A 19,661-nucleotide genomic window follows, 5' to 3' on the forward strand; every position below is an offset into this window, starting at 1 on the left:
GCCCCCCGGGTGATCGTTCCGTCAGCATTCGCACCCTTCGCAGCATTCGTCGTTTCCGAAAGGCCCCCAAGCTCCGCCCGGAGACATTAGCCCGAAATCATCCAGCTCCAGGCGTTGGGCCAGTTCGATGGCAATCAGGCCGAAGCGCTGGCGGAACTTGTAGATAAAGCAATAAATACGCTGTTCATGACAAACCTGAGGCCCGACAAGGAACAGGCCCGGAGTGCAGGTAGACTCGTCCTGCGGAGTCAACAGGACCTTCCCATCGTCCCATTCCCAGAGATCTTCAATCTGACGGGCGCCACCGCCGCCGATGAAGCCTGTACCAAGCACAGGGCGGGTATCGCAATCCCAGTGCCGCCCATCGGCGGCGTGGATACGGTACCCGCCAGCGTCTGTCTCCGAGAGCTCCACCACGTTTGCACCAAAGACAATCTCCAGTCGCCCGGTTTGCTCAAACTCCCGCAAACGCTCCCGGGTATAGGGCGAGAGAACCTGGCTGGGGTCGTTGGTGTCGGGCAGGTCCCAGGTGGGCCGACGCGCCAGCAGGCGAACGTGATGACCCAACCTTATAAGGTTCACGGCAGCATCCACTCCGCTTTCGTAACCGCCAATGACGGTATGGTGGTTCCCTTCCAGGGCGTTCCAGTCCTCAACCCGGGCATAGTGCAGGCAGGCCCGGGCGCCGGGGAACGGATCCAGATCCGGAAACTGGTATTCGCCGGTTGCCCAGATCAGGAACCGGGCATGCAGCTCACCCTTTTCCGTTGCCAGTTGGAACCCGCCTTCCGGGTCAACGCTGACATCCAACACTTTGCAGCCGCAGGCGATGGGCAGATCGTAGGTCTCTGCAACGGCACTGAGGTAATCCGCGTACTGGGGACCATTCAGATGCTCTGCGCCGGCAAAAATGGCGGGGGAACTGTTTTCATCAACTGCGTTCAGATCGGCCAGACCAAAGGGGTTGCTGTTAAAGGAGGGAGTGATCAGCCGGGTCTGCTCGGGCCAGCGCCGGAAGGACTCACCGATACGATCACTTTCGACCACCCCGTAGGCGAGGCCTGGCACCTTGCTCAGCGCGAGGGCCATGCCAATACCGGCAGGCCCCGCACCGACGATTAATACGTCAAGACTTTCCATGGGTTCCTCCCTGGATAGTAGTGCGGGATAAGCTGGGCGAGCAGGTACTTTCAGTCTTCATGTCATGACCTCACTGGCCCTGCGCCAGCGCGGTCCCTGCGGGGTGTCCTCTATCACTACCCTCGCCAGCTCCAGTTCCTCCCTCAGTGCATCCGCACGTGCGAAGTCGCGTTGGCGACGGGCCTCCTGACGCTGGCGCACCAGCGCTTCAACCTGTTCTGTCGGCATTCGTCTTGTTCCGGGTTCGACGCTCTTCCCGCACAACGCAGTTAAGGCTGTCTGGACGGGCTGCTGGAGCAGGCCAAGCAGCCCTGCGGATGCGCGGAGGCGCCGCGCCATTTGCTGTACCTTCTCCGCTGTGCCGGCCTGTTCCAGCAGATGACAGAGCTCGTGCAGACGTTTCAGCGCGCGGGAGACGTTGAGGTCATCCCTCAGGGCCTCCAGCACTTCGCCGTCCGGTTCTGTCTCTGACCAGTCTGCGTGCGCCTCGCCTTCCGTGCGTGCAAGGCTTGTGTACCAGCGGGTCAATGTTGCCCGCGACTGGCTCAGGCGCCGGTCATTCCAATCGAGGGGATTACGGTAATGGGTAGACAGGAGTGCCAGCCGGATGGCCTCGCCGGGAGCCTCCGCGAGCAGGTCCCGGACCAGCATCACATTGCCCTGGGACTTGGACATCTTTTGCCCGTCCACGGTCACAAAGGAGTTGTGAACCCAGGTACGGCAATAAAGGGCTCCATTGGCACAGGTTCCCTGCGCGATTTCGTTCTCGTGATGGGGAAAGATCAAATCCTGCCCACCGCCATGGATGTCTATGGTCTTGCCCAGATGCTTGCCAATCATGGCTGAGCATTCCACGTGCCAACCTGGCCGTCCGCGGCCCCAAGGGCTTGCCCAGCCGGGCTGGTCTTCTGTTGACGGTTTCCAGAGCACGAAATCCAGCGGGCTGCGCTTGTAGGGCGCGACTTCAACACGGGCACCAGCGAGCATGTCTTCCGGTTTGCGTTTGGACAGAGCGCCATAGGCGGAATAGGACGGCACGTGGAACAGCACATGGCCAGCTGCTTCGTATGCATGGCCACGTGCAATGAGCGCCTGAATCAGCTTTACAATCTCCGAAATATGCTCAGTGACACGGGGTTCCAGATCCGGGGATTCAACGCCGAGGGCTGCCAGATCCTCGTGGTATGCCTGGATATACCGATTCGTAATGGCGTCAATGCCAACACCTTCTGCCGCTGCAGCGGCATTGATCTTGTCATCCACATCGGTGAAATTGCGCGCATAGAGTACACAGGCGTAGTCATGGCGCAGCAGTCTGGCCAGCACATCAAAGATAACCGCCGGTCGCGCATTACCAATGTGGGCAAAGTTGTAGACCGTTGGCCCACATACATACATGGTCACCCGCCCGGGAAGCTCCGTGCTCAGTGGCTCTTTGCGGCCAGCAAGCGTGTTGTAGAGCTGGATACTGTCAGAGCCCATCAGATAACTCCCTGAAAATCCCCACTGGCAGACGCCACGGCATCATGGGAATGGAGACTTTCCAGGTGCCGCACATGAGTCTGGAGATTGTCATAAGAGCTGGTAAGCGCGCTCTGGATTCGCCGGGCTGCATCCTCCACATACATCAGGTTCTGGCCATTAAGCCATGCAAACGCTTGCTCATCCGCTCGTTTAACGGCGGTCTGGACAGGTGTTGCCAGAACCGCCTCCACCTGATCAATGAGCCTCATCAGGCCGAAATCACCGGCAGATTCGGGAATATCGACACTCACACGTGCCTCGCTGCGCTGGCTGTGGGGTGTGGCCAGCGTGGCGTTCTGTTCCAGCCAGACGGCCACATCCTCGCTCATCAGCCCGGCACTCTCAGGGAAACTCTTCCTGAAACCATCGGCCACCAACTGACGGGACAAGGCTGCGGAACAGGGGCAAGTGGAGGAATATTCCACCTGAACCGACGCTCTTAACGAGAACGACTTTTGGTCCAACTTTGCCTCAAGCTGCACTGGATAGGCCTTCCACCCCGCCAGTTCCGGTGACCGCAGCGCCGCCCGCCGGGCAAGCAGGCTGAAATCCAGAACCACTCTTGCGCCATCGGTGTAGCAGTCGTGGTGGCTATCGACCATCTGTTCCAGTAGTTTTCGTAAATGCCCGGGCGCTATTGCCTCCTGGCTCGACATTTCATCAAGCATTCGGTAGATACGGGACATGTGAATGCCTTTAACCGTCACTGCGGGCAAGTTGACCTGGGCATCCACAACGGCATGAACTGGCCCCGGGCAACCCGGTTCGGACAGATGGATGGGTATATCAATCCGGCTCATCCCGACCCACTCCAACGGTGCACGGATTTGCGGGGCTTCATTGCTGGCAACATCTGGCAATTCTTTGTTCATGCTAAGCCTGTGTCTATTTAGGTTTACACCCGCTCTCGGCATTGCTCGGGGCCGCTCATTAGCTTTTTGATCAACTGTGGATATCGAAGTTGCGCCGGCCGCAAGCACACCAAGATGACGCTTTAAATGTTATGTTATAACATATCATTAGCTATGAGAACCCGCAGGTTGTCAGGTACCAGCGTATCCCTGACCTGCCCTGCTTCTGTCAACATTGAACCCAGACCTCGCCATAGCGAGGGCATTTCACCTGGCCGGGATAAACCTTCCATACCCCATCTCCCGCCCTAATGCGGGAGCCAGCTGTTCGTCATCCACTGCCAGCTTGCCGTTGATCAGTACGGTTTTCACGATTCCGGGGTTGCGGTTAACCAGGCGTTGAAGGTCGAAATTCTCCATGTCACCCCAGTGCACCTGCTCCAGGTTCTGGTTAAATCCTGACGGGTCCAGCACCACCACGTCGGCCCTGTCTCCCTCCCGGATTTTCCCGGCGTCGATGCCAAACCAGTCGGCCTGGTCTCCGGTCAGGCGGTGAACGGCCTGCTCCATGGTCATGATCGGATCGCCTTCATCAATGGATTCATGCACCAATTTCAACATGCGTAGCGGCAGGTTGTAGAACGCCATATTGCGGATATGAGCGCCGGCGTCGCTGAAGGTAATGAGCGAGCGGGGGTCTTTGACGATCCGCTTGAGTACCTGTTTCCGGTGGTTACCCACGGTGGTATACCAGCGAATTTTCTTGCCGAACTCCACGACCAGGTCCAGGAACAGGTCCACCACGTGGACGCCCCGGGCCTTGGCCACTTCCTCGAAGTTCTTTCCGATCAGGGATTGGTCCGGGCAGTCGATGATCATGGCGTCACCAAAGTCGCGCTGCCACACCCTCGGGCTCAGTTTTTCGCCATAGAACTTACGGAACTTACGCCGATACGCCTCGTCTTTCAGGAGCTCGTTGCGCTCAACCGCATCTTTCAGGTCAAGGGCCATTTCGCCAGCACCGAACTCCTCAAAAAACACCACATCAATGCCGTCGGCATACACCGTGAACGGCGTGGGCAACACCTGCCAGCGGAAATCCCCCCGTAACGCATTGGTAAATACCGAGGTCAGGCGGGTCAGGTTGGTGAGGTAGGCACTGCCCTTAAGATCCATCTGGCTGATCAGTGTCGTCTTCAGGGGCCGTCGCAACCAACCCAGGCATTCGCGCACGTACTGCAGAATCTGTAGCGGCGTGGCGGCATTCGGCGCCCCCTGATGCACACGGTTATACTGGCGCACCAGCCTGTTCAGGCGCGCTACCTCTTTCCATTTAGCGTATGTGCTGGGCAGGCTCTTGGACCACTCCCGGTCGCCGTCCACCTTGTCCCATTTCAGGCACATGGTGGAGAGCCCCAGGAAGCCTTCATCCAGGGCCTCTTTCAGCAATCGTTCCATGGTTTGCATTTCGTCCTCGGTGGGCTGAATCGCCAGATCGGTGGCCCGGCTCAGGCCCATGACACCCACCCGCAGGTCACTGTGCCCCAGAAAACTGATCACGTTTGGCCCCAACGGCACCTGTTTGACATGCTCCACCCATTGTTTGGGGGTAGACCAGGTTTTGTGTTCCTTCAGAATCGGCAACACCCGCTCCCGGGGCACGGTTTCCACCCGGGTGAAAATGTCGGAAGCGTCCTCATACTCACTGCAGATCATGCTCAGGGAACAACTGCCCACCAGCACTGTGGTTACACCATGGCGCACGGATTCCGACAGGCTGGGGCTAACCAGCAGCTCAGCATCGTAATGGGTGTGAGTATCCAGAAACCCCGGCGTCACCCATTTGCCCGAGGCATCAATCACACGGTCAGCCTCAGCATGATCGATGGCCTCATCAGTGACCTTGGCAACTCGGCCATCCTTGATCGCCAGAGTGCGGATGGAAGACGGGGCGCCGGTGCCATCGAAATAGCGGCCACCTTCAATAATGAAGTCGTAGTGAGCCATAGCGGTGTTCCCTTTCACTGGTCTTGTTATTGTCAGGGCATTGGCCAGAATCAAATGCGATGCAGTGTCTGGCCTGAGACTAATCAGGATAGCTCAAGAGCGGACGATTATCGCCGCAAAACAGGTCTCAGAGTATCAACGTTAATCCGCCGGTAAACAGCGCAAGCAGAATCGACAACCCTATCAGCGTCTTCCAGGGGAATGGCGGTGGTGTTGGCTCAACAGCCAACTGTTGCTCCAGGTACGTTCTGAGCAATCCAGTGTTGCGGGTATTGGCTTTGTAGATGGCATCAAAGGCGTCGCCAACCACGGGTAACAGGCCGCCCAAAAAATCGATAATCATATTGCGCCGCATGCGTCGCTTTACGGCTTTGCTTGCGCCAACCCGATGCGCTTCGATCAGGACATAACTCGACAACACCAAGCCTACGAAGTCTCCCACCACCGGCACCAGCCCAATAATGGCTTCGACGCCAAACTTGAAGCGGGTAAAGGGAATGCCAATGCTGCTGTCCATCAAACGGCTGAACTTATCCAGCCGCTTCAACGTAGCCCGCTGCTGGGCTTCAGTGGGTTGCTTCGCCATGCTCGCTCCAAACGCCGTTCTGCGGATAACGCCCCATTACTTCGCCATCAATCCAACATAGGCTGCGGTGAAGGCGGTTTCCTGGAAGGCTTTCAAACCGGTCGCTTCAAAATGAATGGGCAGCGGGTTGGCGGCCAGCGTAGACTTGATCAACGCAGGAGGGAGCAATCTAACGTCCAGATCCGGGTCGGCAATCAGCTGTATCGTCGCCTCCAGTTTGAAGCTGATGGCTCCGCCAGCAAACTTGCCTTTGGGCATGCGTTCCTTGATCGCGACACGGGTTACCTCGTGCTCTGCCATCAGTTCCGCGAACGCCGCCTGGAACTGTTTCAGGTCTTCGCGGGTGTGGTTTTTAACCAGCGATAGCTTGCGCACCTTGCATTCCGGCAAGCTGATCAGCCCCCGATCCAGTTTCAGCAAACACAGCACTGCGTCGCTCGCGGTAAGTTCAACGCCACAAATAATCATAATGTTGCTCTCTTTGTTCGCCACACCTTCAGCCACAGCACTTTTTGAACTTCAAGCCACTACCGCAACTGCACGGGTCGTTACGAGACGGCGTTTTCGTGGTGACGACCGTCGCAACCTTGTTCAGAAGTACCGTCAGCTCGGCTATGGATTCAACCGCACCCTCGCGGCTGTCTACGGTAATGTTGGCGTGCAGCCCGGCCTCGGCCACTTGGGCTTCGATCTCTTGCTTGCGTGCCTCACTGGTGACCACCAGCGTTAGCGGAAATTTCTTGCTGCCGCTTTTCTGACTGGCCTTGGTCTTGAACCCGCCGTAATCGGTGTGGTGCTGGCGAGCATCCTGCCGGCCTTTATAAAAGAACTTGTCTGACATACAGAAATCCTGATGAAAGGGAAGGCCCAACAGCTCCAAGAATTGCTGCAGCCGCAGAGCCGAGTCGTTTTAGCATGCTTACGGCGTCGAATATATAGGCACAAGCAATGGCAACAGATCCCGGCCACTCCGGAAGTGTCGACATTTAATACACTTCATCTTTTAGAAGATTTCATGGTGCCAGTAATCCTTTGAAACAAAAGAACTCCTCTTTGATGGCCCGGCTCTTGCTGAAAACCGCACTGGCCGAGGCCGCTAAACGGACCTTCCTAATGTAGTAAAGGAGTTGATCGACCATGAAAGTGACTAAATCAGTTATTGCTGCCGGCTTGTTAAGCATCGGAGCCGCTACAAGCGCCCACGCTGTCCAGATCACTGTATCTGAAGCCGGTATCTACGAGACGGGCATTGCCGGCGCTACTATCCTGGATTTTCAAACGGCCGCACCATGTGCAGGCTATGCCTCCTGCTCCGGCGATTTTGGCGTGGTGACAGGGTCTCAAAGTGGCCAATACGCGGCTCCGGCGGGCATTCCATCCCCAAATGATGATCCTAACCTATACCTCACTGTGCCAGACGCACAGAATGCAGGTTCCGCAATCTTCGGTCTGGGCACTACAGCTAACTATTTTGGACTTTACTGGGGGTCCATCGACAATTACAACACTCTCGAATTCTACAATGGCCAAGACTTATTGGCTTCAATTGGCGGCCAGTTCCTGCAATCGATTGATCCAAATATTCTGGTTCAGGGCAATCAGGTTAGCCTTAACGACAATCGCTATATCAACTTCTTTTTCGGTGATTCTCTGTTCGATACAGTAAAACTGATCAGCTCTCAAAACGCGTTTGAAAGCGATAACCACGCGTGGGCAAGGATTGCTCAAGTACCGGAACCTGGCACACTTGCCCTGTTGGGGCTTGGGCTTGCCGGTTTAGCTGTTTCTCGGCGCAGAAAAGGCTAACTTTGTCAGGGAAAAAAGCCTGGGTGTCGATGCTTTTTACACATCGACACCCAGGCTTTCTCACTGGAACTGTGCACGCCCCATCAGCTTAGAAGCCGCTCCTTCGCCTCATTGATACGTGCCGCCAGATAGTTACTACCGCCACGGTCCGGATGCATTTTCTGCATCATCCGGCGATGGGCCTGAACAATCTCTTCTTCGCTGGCGCCGGGTTCCAGGCCAAGGATATCCAGCGCTTCGGCCTCGGTAAGCGGGCCGCCCGCCCGTGACTGCTGGCCGGATTCGCTGCCAGCGGTATCGCCCTGATCATCCGCGCGCCAGGAATCACCAAAACGGCGGTCCAGATAGGTTTCCAGCAAGCGGGCAGAGTCTTCGTCTTCCATACGACAGTACTGCAGAAGCTCCAGAAATTCGCTCTCGCTCAGATCCGACAACGCTCGCCCGGCCATTGGGCCTTTAAGAACCTTGCCGCTCATGGTTCCGGAATCGTGGTCCAGGCTCATTTCCAGGATATCGCTGGCGACCCGGGATTGATTACCCGTTTTCGCCTGGCCACCGCCCGGTAGGTTCCCAGTCAGTATTGACGGCAACACCCTGCGCAACAGCGGGTAAAGAAACGCCAATAACGCGAACAGAAAATGCAGCCGGCCGGTAACAGCCATAACCAACACCAACCCGATCCCAACAATCAACGTCAGCTTGATAATCGCCGGTTTGCGTTGACTGGCCGGCTGGCTGCGCAGCCAGACCCACGCAACAACCGTTAACACAATAACCAACAGCGTTAGTGGCACTCAGATACTCCGGGTTCTCTCAGTCTACTCAGCAAATGCTAGCGGATTTGCTGAGTAAGACGTTTCACTTCCGCAGAGCTGCGGCTGGAAAAATCCTCCAGGGCTTTTGCTCCCCCGGAAGCATAGACCGCGACAGCCGCCATAAGATCCTTCAGTACCTGCGGGCTGTTTCGGTCAAAGGGTACGTAAGCGCCGCCAGACAACTTGCTCACCTGCTGGAACACCGCCTTGGCGTGGGGATCATGCCCCTCGTGGAACATGAACACCGGCGTTCGCAACAGGCCCAGTTCGCCCGCGGAGTGGCAAAGCTCATCCACCGGCTCCTCGCAACAATCGCCGATAAACACCACGGCTTTTACCGCTTTTGCCCGGGTTTCCTTCACCGCATGGGCCAACACCCGGCTAATCTGGGTGCGGCCACCCAGGCAAGACACGCCGTTCATCAGGTTCAGCAGCTGGCCGGTCTCATTCACAAACCCGGTCGCCTTGAACTCACCAAAGCCACGGTAATAACACAGCTGAATGGCCAGGCCTCCCAAATCTTTGGTAGCCATGAACAGCTCGCTCTGAAGATGGCAGGCCTGGTCCCAGGTTGCTTCCCGGCTGGCGGTGGCATCCAAGGCGAAGATCAGGCGCCCCTCACCACCCCCCTTCGCGGGCAGCGTGCGAACCTGGTGGATAAACTGGTCGATGGCCTGTTTATCGGATTTGGTACGTAGCTCTTTATCAGCCATAAGCCTCCGCCACCTCCCATGTAAGACTAGAACGAGCTCGACATCACCTCTTGCAGATCACGCTTGAGTTCTTCCGCCGGGGTTATCCATAATTCCCCCTCACCACCGGGGAAGACACCCACTTCCAAGCCGTCCCGGGTTAAACCTGGCACCCACTTCTTGAAGAAGTCAGGCAAAGAGACCGCCTTCGGTGAGAGGTCGCCGGAATCCTTGGCGTAATCCGCCGCGAACTCAGCACCCGGCCAAACTGGCAAATACCCAACACCGTCCTCTTCCGAGACAATTTTCAAAAACTGATTGTCGGTATTGATCAGAATCCAGATTTCGCGCTCGTCGGCGACGGCATCCAGAAAGTAGTCATACCGTTCCTCGCCATCCATCTCAAGAATCTGGGCCAAGGGGTTATCGCTCATGAAGACTCCATTATAGGGAACCAATACCGGTTTCACCGCCCGAAGCGGCCATGTATAAACTGAAGCCTATCAGGAAAGAAACCAACTTGCCTGAACAAGCGCTATGGTTAGATGACACCCCGAACAATGGCAGGCCCCATGGTGTTCCGCGACTCCAGTGCCCAAAGCAGACATCGGCCCACAGCAACACAAGCAGCTGCAACGGCCATACTGTTAATCTCACTTGCGCAACCTGGCCCGGTTAACGCTGCAGGCACTTTCTACCTGCAGTATCGTCATTGGCAACCGTATAGCTGGCCCGGCAAAGAGCCCACCGCCAAAGACGTCAGCCGCTCCCAGCGGGAGCTGGGCTGGCGCTATCAAGGCGCAACCTCCACCGTTGGCCTGGACTACGATTACCAGCCGCTTCGCATACGCACGGGCACTCCGGCCCACAACGGCCACCTGCACCGGCTGACATTCGGGGGCGAGTGGCAACACAACCTTTATCACCTGGAGACTCAAGTGGGCGTCGCAGGCACCTCCAATATGTTCAAACATCAGGACTTCCACCGCCAGGTACTCAATGGCCGCCTCGCTGTATTCAGGGCCTGGCACGAGGGCTCAGCCGTGAGCGTGGGTGTTGGCGGTGATCATCGCTTCGGTTCGTTCCGCTGGCTGCCGCGGTTGAGATGGGCGCAGTCCACGGATAACGGCCACTGGTTGATGGATTTGCCCGTTTTGCTGCAATGGCAAAACGCCGATCATCGCTGGACCATCCGGATGGAGCGCGCGGGCGACCGTTGGGCCACACTCGACAAGTCCCGCGAGGTTGAAAGCGCGCTGTATCTTCGGGAATGGCGGGCGGAACTGAGCTACCGGCTCGGCTTTGGCAATGATTCGTGGCCTGCGGTTGTGCTGGGGCTAGGCGCCAGTATCGACACCCGCGTTCGATACCAGGATCTGAACGCGGGCACCCGGGATATTCGCCTCGGCGATCGTATCTTCGGCCGGGTGATGCTCAGCTGGTAGGAATTAAAGCTTTGCCAGGGCATCAACCACCGGCGTGTCGCCTGAAACCACATCGAACACCCGGTTGTCCGTGTTATCCGAGTCCAGCACGGCCAGCAGCACCCGAGCCACGTCCTGCCGGGGAATCTCCGCGAAAGAGGCCAGCCGTTCACTCACAGCCACCTTGCCGGTACCGTCATCATTGGTCAGCCGCCCCGGCCGCACAATGGTGTAATTCAAGCCGCTGTTCTTCAGGTGTTCATCGGCATTTCGCTTGGCCCGAAGATAGTGCTGAAGTTTTTCGGGGCCCTTCTCCGGCTCCTCGGCGCGCATACTGCTCACCATGATGAACCGCTTTATACCCATGGCCCTGGCAGTGTCTACCAGGCGGATAGCACCGTCCTGATCCACATCAATGGTTTTATCCGGGCCAGTATGAGGGCCAGAACCCGCGGTAAAGATGACGGCATCACAGCCGCGCATGGCCTCACTGCAGTCGTGCTCCAGATCCCCCAATACGGTTTCGGTGGCGCCCAGCTTCTGCAGTTCCGGCCCCTGATCGGGATGACGGACCAACGCTCGGGCCTCATGATTGCTGTTTGCCATCTCCTGCAACAGATGTTGCCCGATCTGCCCGTTGGCGCCTGCTATAAACACGTGCATGTAGACCTCCTGCTTCGCTGTTCAGCGTATGTATCTTTTATAGTTGAGTGCCCGCTGAACGCAATTCAAGCCACAAAAGCGGTTTATTCAGAAGCATCATTAAAAATGAATTACATCAAAGGTGAACCAAAAGGCCGCTGACACACTATTCTACTACCCGAACACTCTTTTTAACGGGAACGGAGCTTCCGCATGATTACAGTCCACCACCTCAACAACTCCCGCTCACAACGGGTTCTCTGGATGCTCGAAGAACTGGGCGTGCCCTACGAAATTCAACGTTACGAGCGCGACGCTGAAACCATGCTGGCCCCCGCCAGCCTGAAGAAGGTGCACCCGCTGGGAAAATCGCCGGTGATTACCGACGGTGATCTGGTGGTGGCAGAATCCGGCGCCATCATTGAATACCTGGCCCACACCTACGGCAAAGACACCATGCTGCCCGAAAACGGCGGCCAGCAATGGTTGGACTACACCTACTGGATGCATTACGCCGAGGGTTCACTGATGCCGCCGCTGGTCATGCGCCTGGTGTTTGAAAAAGTGAAAACCAGTCCGATGCCATTTTTCATCCGGCCGGTGGCGAAAGGCATCGCCGACAAGACAAACCAGATATTCATCGGCCCTATGATCAAAACCCATCTGGACTTTGTGGAAGCGCACCTGGCGAAGAACACCTGGTTCCTGGGGGACGAACTGAGCGCAGCCGATATCCAGATGAGCTTCCCGCTGGAAGCCTCAGTGGCACGCGGTATTGTGGGTGCAAGCCGCCCCCACATCTCTGCCTGGGTGGCGCGAGTACATGCCCGGCCGGCTTACCAGCGGGCCCTTGAGAAAGGCGGCGAGTACGACTTCGCCTGAGGATAGCAGCGAGGGCCCGTGGCCCTCGCCTTCAAAACAAAAGGGGGCGGTGCTCAGCCCGCCAGTGCGGCCCGCACCTTCTTGCTCAACTGCCCCATATCCACCCGGCCCGTCACTTTCGGGCGCAGCTCGTTCATCACATTCCCCATATCCTGCATACCTTGGGCACCGGTTGAGCTGATCGCCTCAGCAATCAAGCCGTCCAGTTCTTCCTCGGATAACGCCGCCGGCATGAACTCCTCAATAATCGCCATTTCCGCCCGTTCCTTGTCCGCCAGCTCACCCCGACCGGCGTCATCGTACTGGCTGGCGGCATCCCGGCGCTGTTTTAGCATCTTGTCCAACACCTTCAGCACATCGTCGTCACTCAGCTCTCGGCGCTCATCAATTTCAATCTGCTTGATGGCGGACTGGGCCATACGCAGAGTAACCAGCCGGTCCTTGTCTTTGCTGCGCATTGCGTCTTTCACCGCATTGCCGAGCTGTTCCTTGAGAGATGCTTGTGCCATGGTTGGGCTCCTGTTTGAAGGAAAAAGAGTGTGGGCATAATATCAAAGAACCAGCCCTGGGCCCTCAAAACCAACTCGACAACCACCGCCATGGAGTTTCAATGCCGTACCAGTTCGAAGATCTCAAAAACGCTTTTCCCACCGAGTGGCGGGATTACATCGAACACAGTTTTGTACAGCAGCTGGGCAACGGTTCACTCGCGCCGGAAGCCTTCCAGCATTACCTGAAACAGGACTACCTGTTCCTGATCCAGTTTGCCCGGGCCTATGCCCTGGCGGCCTACAAAAGCCCGACCCTGGCTGACCTGTTGCAAGCCAAAGACGGGCTGCTGGCCATTCTGGATACCGAGCTGGGGTTACACATCAGCTATTGCAAAGAGTGGGGAATCTCAGAGCAGGAACTGAACAACCTGCCCGAAGCCCGCGCCACCCTCGCCTACACCCGCTACGTGCTGGATACAGGCAATCGCGGCGACCTGCTGGACCTGCACGTGGCTCTATCGCCCTGCATGGTCGGCTACGGCGAGATCGCCAACTGGCTGAACCGGCGCTCAGAAACGCTGCGGGGCGGCGCCAACCCCTACGATGCCTGGATCGCCATGTACGAAAGTGACGAATTCCAGGGCGCCATGCAGGCGGAAATCCGCTGGCTGGATGAACGGCTGGCGGACGTAACCCCGAGCCGATTTGAACAGCTATCCCACATCTTCCGGGATGCCACCCGGCTGGAAATCGACTTCTGGGATATGGGCCTGCATCTGCGCGACTAGGTTTGCGCCCACTACTCCACCGTGATGGTGATTTTCTCAGACATCACCGGCGGCTCATGGGGAATATGCAGGTGATCACCCACCAAAAGCTGGAGCGTGTATTCGCCCGGCTCTAACTCCAGAGTGGTCTGGGTTTGGCCTCCCCCAAAATGAATATGCCGTTCATCCGCAGGGATCGGTTTGTCCATCGGGGGCAGGTCATCCACATTAACCAACAAATGGTGGTGCCCGGTTTTCTCGCGCTCCACGCCCGCGGGCGCAACGCCCAGGCCCTCCAGGCCAAACCTTACCGTCACCGGAGAGCTCACTGTTTGCCCGTCGAGCGGTGTCACAAAATACACCGCCGCCCCCTCAGGCGCAGGCGTTGCTCCATGGGCACCGGCGACCATCGAAGCGGCAAGGATCAAACCAAACGTGACACGCTGTGTCCTGATCATGGTGTTCATAACCTATTCCTTCAGTGAGTGAACCACTCCCTAATAGTAGGTTAACTTTCCCGGTTATGAAAAACTCAACCACCCTCACCTTTAATCCAGCTGTATACCCGCATGGGCGGAATGTTCAGCAGTTCCAGCGTACAGCTGGTATGAGCCCCCATGACCGGATCGGTAAACCGGGCGACATCTCTCCGGAATTGGTAGGCGATAAACCGCCCGCCCTCTACCAGGTTGTCATTCACCGCCTGTACGACACGATGAGCCACAGCTGCCGGCATCTTTGAGAAGGGAATCCCAGAGATGATCACATCTGGCTGTTGCATATCGTAAACAGCCAGAATCTCGGTGAGATCCTCGGCGCTGCCCAGGTGGTTGCAAAAGCGGGGGTCAACAATGTCGCCAAGCAACTCATGGAAGAAAGGGCTCAGCTCGATTGAGAGAAGCCGTGCGTCTTGCCCCAGGTGACGAAGAAACGCGCGCGTGGTGCCGCCCGTACCGGGGCCCAGCTCTACGACCTGTCGGGCGACAGATAGACCAGACGCCTCAACGATTCGCTGCTCCAGAAATCTTGAACTGGGGATAACAGAGCCCACCTGGCCCGGTTCCCGCAGGAATCCGCGAAAGAAGGCCGCCGGATTCGTCCTCCGGCTCGAATCGGCCTTCGGCTCGCCACTTCCTCCATCCATTTCGCTCGCCCCACTAACGACCTCAACTGTTCATCGAGTATAGCAGTGCGACCCTTAACCCGACTTACCCAGCCGTAAGCAAAGGCTGCAGTGCGCTATCCACGTGGCGTGCCCAATCGTTTGGCGACATTTCCTGGTAACCGTCCTTGTCGGCAAATGCACTGGAAATGACCACATCTGGCTGCAACTCACGCAACATCCGTAAGCTGGCCACCAGAGTGTCACAGTCACTCCAACCCTTTATGAAGCCATTGCTCCATTGCTCTTTTCGGTTTCGATAAACCGTGTCGCCCGTGAAAAGGTAGGTCTTACCAGTCGCCGATCTCACCTGAAAACAAGTACTGCCAGGTGTGTGGCCAGGGGTTGGAATCACCTCGATGTTGCCAGCCAGAGTCTGTCTTCCAGTGAACAGAACATCCGGCTCCAGGATCTCCGCGAAGGATTCCCGCTCAAGTGCATGCCCGCCCAGCTTGGCTCCGTAGCGTTCACGCACCCGCAAGAGCGACTTACCCAATTCATCCTGATGACTCAACAATTGCCAATCAACGCCACCCAGGGTGGCCATGGCATCAATTTCATACTCGTGACCGGTGTTATAGAAGAGCACGTTGCCCTCTTCTCTCGTCAGCAGATAGGCGTGGGTGGTAAGTCCGGGGAATGGATTCTCGACGTCAGTTTGCCAAAGGTCTGGAAAAATCTGTTTCATGACATCCTCCTGAATAGTCACTGATTGAACAGTTAGTCACTGCACCGCCAGCCTAATACCTAAAGTTAAGTTGAGGTCAACGAACAGAATCATGGAAAATGGCTATCGGGAGAATAGCCAGACCAAGCACCTCAGAGGCAATCATGAAGACAGAAAACAACCAGGAGCTACGAGCCACGCTCAGTGTTGGGGAAGTTGCCAGACGCAGCGGCGTGGCGGTATCGGCCATCCACTTTTATGAACAAAAGGGGCTGATCAAGAGCTGGCGCAACGCGGGCAACCAGCGGCGCTTCCAGAGAGATGTGTTACGGCGAATCGCCGTGATCAAGGTGGCGCAGCGGCTTGGTATTCCATTGGCCGAGATCGGCGATGCCCTGGCCGCACTGCCAACGGATCGCACGGTTACCGCTGACGACTGGAAACACCTTTCAGAGCTCTGGCGGGCAGACCTGGACCGCCGCATAGACATGCTCACCGGACTGAGGGACCAACTCAGCGACTGCATTGGCTGCGGCTGCCTGTCTATCGACGCCTGCCGGCTTAGGAACCCCTGGGATGAATTGGGCGAGCGAGGCCCCGGGGCTCGGCTCTTGGAGCCGGATGCCGAGTAACCGGGTTACCCCGAGATCATCAATTGCTTTTCAGGTTGATCTGCTTTGTGCCGGTGGAAGTCAGTTGCCCACTTTTACCTTTGCCCACCTGCTCAACACGACCGCCGGACTTTAAAAAGGCTGCAGTCTGCGCTTCAATTTCGGCAGATGTTAAGGTAGCTTTAACAGCTTTCTTACTCATATTGTTTTCCATATCAGGTCTTGGCTTAAGTGCCAGAATCAGCGCTCCCAGTCTATCTGAAACAAAAATATAATGCTGAACTGATTCCAACCGGCGAGCCTAACCCATGACCGTCAACCGTGAACGCCTTGCTGCCCTTGCCGCAGAACCCCATTGCCATGGGGGAAGGTATCGAAACCTGGAGCCGGTGCCCCGCCACGGCCTGGGGGATTTCCTGCGCTGGCAATTGGCGCCAGGCCGCCGCTTCCCGCAGGGTAAACGCTTCACGCTGCTACGCCCGGATGGCCATTTGCTGGCAAAGCCACCCCAAAAGCCACAACTGGTCTGGCTTGGGCATTCGTCGTTCCTGCTCCAATATCAGGGCCTGAACGTGCTGACTGACCCGGTGTTGTCAGACCGTGCCAGCCCATTCCAGTTGATCGGGCCAAGGCGGCACACACCGCCGGCCCTGACCGTAGCAGACATGCCACCAATCCACCTGGTATTGATTTCACACAATCACTACGACCATCTGGACGAAGCAACCGTGCGCCAGTTGCACCGGCGCTTCGGGACACACCTACGCTTTTGTATTCCCATGGGCTTGCGCCCCTGGCTTGAAAAACGCGGCATCCATAACCTGGTGGAACTGGGTTGGTGGCAGTCTGAGCGTATCGCCGACAACCAGGAAGTGTTCTGCCTGCCAGCCCAGCACTTCAGCGGCCGCACCGCAACGGACACCAACACCACGCTCTGGTGTAGCTGGCTTCTGGAAATCGACGGTTTCCGTCTCTATTTCGCCGGCGACACTGGCTATGGCGGAATATTCAAGCGTATCGGCGAGCTGTTCTCACCCATTGATCTGGCGCTGCTACCGATCGGCGCTTACGACCCGCGCTGGTTCATGGCCCCGGTGCACGTGGCACCGGAAGAGGCGGTCAGGATTCATCAGGACATTGGCGCCCGCCAATCCGTCGCCATGCATTGGGGCACCTTCGTACTCACTGACGAGCCCATGGATGAGCCACCACGGCGACTGCGGCTGGCGCTGGAGAGGCAAGGGTTGAGCGAATCGGAGTTTCGGGTAATGCAACATGGAGAAGTCTGGTCGCCACCGTAGCCCCCTAAGAATCGGCGTCAGCCCTCTGGCGTTTCCGCTCAGCATCCAGTAACGCCCGCTTTCTCTCCAGGCCCCAGCGATACCCGCCAAGCCCGCCATCACCCCGCAACACCCTGTGACAGGGAATCAGCACGCCTATCCGGTTTTTGCCGCAGGCAGAGGCCACGGCCCGCACCGCTTTGGGCTTGTCGATCTTCGCGGCCAACTCGCTGTAGCTGAGCACATCGCCTTCGTGAATGCTCAACAGGAATTGCCACACCTTCATCTGAAAAGCCGTCCCTCGCATATCCAGCGGCAGGTCAGGCCTCGGGGCACCTTGGCTGATGTGTTGATCCAGGGCCGATATCCAGTCATCAAGCTCTGGAGCATTCTGGGCCGGAGAAGTGATCAAGTCGGCATTGGGGAATTCAGCTTTCAGACCACTTAGCAGCGAGGACTCACTATCACCAAACTGGACAAAACAGACGCCCCTCGCCGTTGCAGCCATCGTCATCAAGCCCAGAGAGGTGGGTCGGCAAGCGTAAACGATGACCTCACCCTCACCCCCAGCCCGATAGGCCCTTGGCGGCATTCCAATATTTCGGTGCGCTTCCCCATAAACCCGGCTGACGGAACCAAACCCAGAGGCAAAGATCGCATCCGTGACCTTATCGCCATTTTTCAGGGATTGCTTGAAGAAGCGCATCCGCACCGCGTCCTGATAGGCTTTGGGAGAAACGCCAAACGCTTCTTTGAATTGCCTTTGTAACCGCGAGGGAGAAAGCCCAACAATAGCCGCCAAGCCTGCCAGTGTCAGCGGCTCGTCTGCGTGCGTTTCAATATAATGTGCGATTCTTACCAGTCGGGTCATTCGTGAATCCCCCTCCTGGCGGTCGTCCCCGGATTCCAGGACAGCCCGCATCTCCTGCTCCACTGGCAACGGCATGTCATTCCCCTATATTCGCCAAGCACGGGGTTATTACAACGGACATTGCCAGGCGTTTCCATCCGATTCTTGCCCTGTTACTCCTTGCCAAGCCAGCCGACGTTTACTGGCCAGTCCTCTCGCATCTGGAAACAACAAAAATCAGGCTCTTGGGATCGGCATTTCCTGCAGTTGGTGCCAGCATCCGGGAAACGCCTAAACCCGCCTCACTGAATAACCGGCTCCAGTCGTCCAGTGTCCGAACATAAAGAGGAGACGGTTCACCGAAATCGCCGGGCAAGTCGGCCCAGGTGCCTTCCCGCCAACCGCTCTTGGCCACCTCGTTTCCGCTGAACATCATCGGGTGCAGTGTCTGGATAATCAATACGCCGCCTGGGGTCAGCATTTGAGGGACAGACATAACGCATCGGCGCACAGTTTCGTCGCCAAACAGTGAAAAGTTACAGACGACCAAGTCAAATATTCCAAGCCCCAACTTAGCGAGATCAGACTGATCTCCAACCACATAATGCCCCTTGCGATGCTCTTGGGCGTATTCGATTAGCTCGCGGGATGCATCCACGCCGACGGCACGAAAACCGGACCCGGTCAGTAAATCCACTAACCAGCCCTCTCCGCATCCCACATCCAGGACCCGAGAGTTCGGCTGAACATGGTCATTGATTGCGGCAAGCAAAGCGTCACGCGACGCCACGCCCGGCGCACGGATTCCGTGATCCCGAACGGCATCAATCCAGGCCCTCCCGTTCTCATCCCATGCCTGGACAATCAACTTTTCATAGAGATCTGGGGTCTTTTTGAGGGACATCAGGGGCTCCGCGGCGCTTCAAATGCCCCATTGTAACCTGCAGCAACGACTCCAGCGGTGCTGCAGTGACGAATGGCAAACAAGCCTCTCTAGCCCTGCCAGATGCCAAGCATCGCTCCTACCCCCAAAACCAGGCTACCACCCACTTCCCCAAGTATCAGCAGCACCATGAATACCCCAGTCATCCAGGGCGGTAGAAGTCGCTTCCCCAAGCGGTGAGGGCGGCGCAGTTGGTTGTCGGTGTCCTGAAGCAGGCCATGGAGGATATAGGTGCCGATGGCAAACGCGAAAAACGCTAAGGCCGAGACAGCCGCCACAACGTTAACCCAGTCCGCAAAAACACTGCGGGCGCTGAACGCAGCCAACAGCAGTGCCGCAAAGCTGTAAAGTAGTGAACTGCGGTGAGCGATGTCGACATAGGTCGGCGACGAAGCGTCCTCGCTTCGGGCCATGTGCCGGTATTTCCAGATGCCAGTGAGAAGCCCCGTCATGAAGAACAGGAACGCCGCTGAAAGACAGATCTTTTCGGCCAGAGACATACATTTACTCCTTGGTTATAG

General features: G+C 57.1%; 25 protein-coding genes. 6 read left to right on the plus strand and 19 right to left on the minus strand.

Annotation, left to right across the window (positions count from 1 at the left end; genetic code table 11):
• Positions 1-21 precede the first annotated feature (21 nt).
• From QUE75_RS14780 to QUE75_RS14810, 7 genes are all read right to left on the minus strand, one after another.
• Positions 22-1,140: an NAD(P)/FAD-dependent oxidoreductase gene (locus QUE75_RS14780; RefSeq protein ID WP_286251328.1), complete on the minus strand. Its 1,119-nt coding sequence runs from the start codon at positions 1,138-1,140 to the stop codon at positions 22-24.
• A gap of 57 nt (positions 1,141-1,197) precedes the next feature.
• Positions 1,198-2,622, minus strand: coding sequence for a cysteine--tRNA ligase (cysS, locus tag QUE75_RS14785; protein ID WP_286251330.1), 1,425 nt, complete (start codon positions 2,620-2,622; stop codon positions 1,198-1,200).
• Complete coding sequence (gene folE2 / locus QUE75_RS14790) at positions 2,622-3,536, minus strand: GTP cyclohydrolase FolE2 (RefSeq protein WP_286251332.1); 915 nt, start codon at positions 3,534-3,536, stop codon at positions 2,622-2,624. The genes cysS and folE2 overlap by 1 nt, the downstream gene beginning before the upstream one ends.
• A 246-nt stretch (positions 3,537-3,782) precedes the next feature.
• The gene (locus QUE75_RS14795) at positions 3,783-5,522 is read right to left on the minus strand and encodes an N-acyl-D-amino-acid deacylase family protein (protein ID WP_286251334.1); all 1,740 of its coding nucleotides are present in this window, start codon (positions 5,520-5,522) and stop codon (positions 3,783-3,785) included.
• 127 nt (positions 5,523-5,649) lie between these two features.
• The gene (locus QUE75_RS14800; protein WP_106694878.1) at positions 5,650-6,108 is read right to left on the minus strand and encodes a DUF4112 domain-containing protein; all 459 of its coding nucleotides are present in this window, start codon (positions 6,106-6,108) and stop codon (positions 5,650-5,652) included.
• A gap of 36 nt (positions 6,109-6,144) precedes the next feature.
• Positions 6,145-6,576, minus strand: a complete 432-nt coding sequence (locus tag QUE75_RS14805; protein ID WP_058092217.1) for a DUF3010 family protein — start codon at positions 6,574-6,576, stop codon at positions 6,145-6,147.
• A 28-nt stretch (positions 6,577-6,604) separates the two neighbouring features.
• On the minus strand, positions 6,605-6,949 hold the full coding sequence (locus tag QUE75_RS14810; RefSeq protein ID WP_286251337.1) for a PBPRA1643 family SWIM/SEC-C metal-binding motif protein: 345 nt from the start codon (positions 6,947-6,949) through the stop codon (positions 6,605-6,607).
• 296 nt (positions 6,950-7,245) lie between these two features.
• Between QUE75_RS14810 and QUE75_RS14815 the strand changes: the two genes are divergently transcribed.
• Positions 7,246-7,914, plus strand: a complete 669-nt coding sequence (locus tag QUE75_RS14815) for an Npun_F0296 family exosortase-dependent surface protein (protein ID WP_286251339.1) — start codon at positions 7,246-7,248, stop codon at positions 7,912-7,914.
• Between the two features lie 83 nt (positions 7,915-7,997).
• Here QUE75_RS14815 and QUE75_RS14820 read toward each other — a convergent pair whose 3' ends face one another.
• From QUE75_RS14820 to QUE75_RS14830, 3 genes are read right to left on the minus strand one after another with little or no spacing between them, the layout of a single operon-like run.
• A complete protein-coding gene (locus QUE75_RS14820) occupies positions 7,998-8,708 on the minus strand; it encodes a DnaJ domain-containing protein (protein ID WP_286251341.1) in 711 nt (236 codons plus the stop codon).
• A gap of 38 nt (positions 8,709-8,746) precedes the next feature.
• Positions 8,747-9,442, minus strand: coding sequence for a VWA domain-containing protein (locus QUE75_RS14825; protein WP_138437063.1), 696 nt, complete (start codon positions 9,440-9,442; stop codon positions 8,747-8,749).
• Between the two features lie 26 nt (positions 9,443-9,468).
• Complete coding sequence (locus tag QUE75_RS14830) at positions 9,469-9,855, minus strand: DUF2750 domain-containing protein (protein WP_138437062.1); 387 nt, start codon at positions 9,853-9,855, stop codon at positions 9,469-9,471.
• A gap of 111 nt (positions 9,856-9,966) precedes the next feature.
• On the opposite strand from QUE75_RS14830, the gene QUE75_RS14835 reads away from it, so the two are divergent.
• Positions 9,967-10,866 carry a hypothetical protein gene (locus QUE75_RS14835; protein ID WP_286251344.1) on the plus strand — a complete coding sequence of 300 codons (900 nt, stop codon included), beginning with the start codon at positions 9,967-9,969 and terminating at the stop codon, positions 10,864-10,866.
• A 3-nt stretch (positions 10,867-10,869) separates the two neighbouring features.
• Here QUE75_RS14835 and QUE75_RS14840 read toward each other — a convergent pair whose 3' ends face one another.
• Entirely contained in the window at positions 10,870-11,508 is a 639-nt protein-coding gene (locus QUE75_RS14840; protein ID WP_106694872.1) for an SDR family oxidoreductase, read from the minus strand.
• A gap of 192 nt (positions 11,509-11,700) precedes the next feature.
• Between QUE75_RS14840 and QUE75_RS14845 the strand changes: the two genes are divergently transcribed.
• Complete coding sequence (locus tag QUE75_RS14845; RefSeq protein ID WP_152438822.1) at positions 11,701-12,369, plus strand: glutathione S-transferase; 669 nt, start codon at positions 11,701-11,703, stop codon at positions 12,367-12,369.
• Between the two features lie 53 nt (positions 12,370-12,422).
• On the opposite strand, the gene QUE75_RS14850 is transcribed toward QUE75_RS14845, so the two are convergent.
• Positions 12,423-12,878 carry a GatB/YqeY domain-containing protein gene (locus tag QUE75_RS14850; protein ID WP_152438823.1) on the minus strand — a complete coding sequence of 152 codons (456 nt, stop codon included), beginning with the start codon at positions 12,876-12,878 and terminating at the stop codon, positions 12,423-12,425.
• A 101-nt stretch (positions 12,879-12,979) separates the two neighbouring features.
• Between QUE75_RS14850 and tenA the strand changes: the two genes are divergently transcribed.
• Entirely contained in the window at positions 12,980-13,648 is a 669-nt protein-coding gene (tenA, locus tag QUE75_RS14855) for a thiaminase II (protein WP_286251347.1), read from the plus strand.
• A gap of 11 nt (positions 13,649-13,659) precedes the next feature.
• Here the strand turns inward: tenA and QUE75_RS14860 are convergent, their stop codons facing one another.
• The 3 genes from QUE75_RS14860 to QUE75_RS14870 form a co-directional block, all read right to left on the minus strand.
• Complete coding sequence (locus QUE75_RS14860) at positions 13,660-14,094, minus strand: DUF4399 domain-containing protein (RefSeq protein WP_152438825.1); 435 nt, start codon at positions 14,092-14,094, stop codon at positions 13,660-13,662.
• 65 nt (positions 14,095-14,159) lie between these two features.
• Positions 14,160-14,771: a class I SAM-dependent methyltransferase gene (locus tag QUE75_RS14865; RefSeq protein ID WP_106694867.1), complete on the minus strand. Its 612-nt coding sequence runs from the start codon at positions 14,769-14,771 to the stop codon at positions 14,160-14,162.
• Positions 14,772-14,835: 64 nt separating this feature from the next.
• On the minus strand, positions 14,836-15,477 hold the full coding sequence (locus tag QUE75_RS14870) for an MBL fold metallo-hydrolase (RefSeq protein WP_106694866.1): 642 nt from the start codon (positions 15,475-15,477) through the stop codon (positions 14,836-14,838).
• Between the two features lie 143 nt (positions 15,478-15,620).
• Between QUE75_RS14870 and soxR the strand changes: the two genes are divergently transcribed.
• The gene (soxR, locus tag QUE75_RS14875; RefSeq protein WP_286251349.1) at positions 15,621-16,088 is read left to right on the plus strand and encodes a redox-sensitive transcriptional activator SoxR; all 468 of its coding nucleotides are present in this window, start codon (positions 15,621-15,623) and stop codon (positions 16,086-16,088) included.
• Between the two features lie 19 nt (positions 16,089-16,107).
• Here soxR and QUE75_RS14880 read toward each other — a convergent pair whose 3' ends face one another.
• Entirely contained in the window at positions 16,108-16,269 is a 162-nt protein-coding gene (locus QUE75_RS14880; RefSeq protein ID WP_171040041.1) for a hypothetical protein, read from the minus strand.
• 106 nt (positions 16,270-16,375) lie between these two features.
• On the opposite strand from QUE75_RS14880, the gene QUE75_RS14885 reads away from it, so the two are divergent.
• Positions 16,376-17,368, plus strand: a complete 993-nt coding sequence (locus QUE75_RS14885) for an MBL fold metallo-hydrolase (protein WP_286251353.1) — start codon at positions 16,376-16,378, stop codon at positions 17,366-17,368.
• 4 nt (positions 17,369-17,372) lie between these two features.
• On the opposite strand, the gene QUE75_RS14890 is transcribed toward QUE75_RS14885, so the two are convergent.
• The 3 genes from QUE75_RS14890 to QUE75_RS14900 form a co-directional block, all read right to left on the minus strand.
• Entirely contained in the window at positions 17,373-18,293 is a 921-nt protein-coding gene (locus tag QUE75_RS14890; protein ID WP_286251356.1) for a bifunctional transcriptional activator/DNA repair enzyme AdaA, read from the minus strand.
• Between the two features lie 103 nt (positions 18,294-18,396).
• Positions 18,397-19,101 (minus strand): class I SAM-dependent methyltransferase, encoded by a 705-nt coding sequence (locus QUE75_RS14895; RefSeq protein WP_061333683.1) that lies wholly within the window; start codon positions 19,099-19,101, stop codon positions 18,397-18,399.
• Positions 19,102-19,190: 89 nt separating this feature from the next.
• On the minus strand, positions 19,191-19,640 hold the full coding sequence (locus QUE75_RS14900) for a hypothetical protein (protein ID WP_106694861.1): 450 nt from the start codon (positions 19,638-19,640) through the stop codon (positions 19,191-19,193).
• Positions 19,641-19,661: the final 21 nt, after the last annotated feature.

This window comes from Marinobacter shengliensis (assembly GCF_030297115.1).
GTDB classification, from domain to species: domain Bacteria; phylum Pseudomonadota; class Gammaproteobacteria; order Pseudomonadales; family Oleiphilaceae; genus Marinobacter; species Marinobacter shengliensis.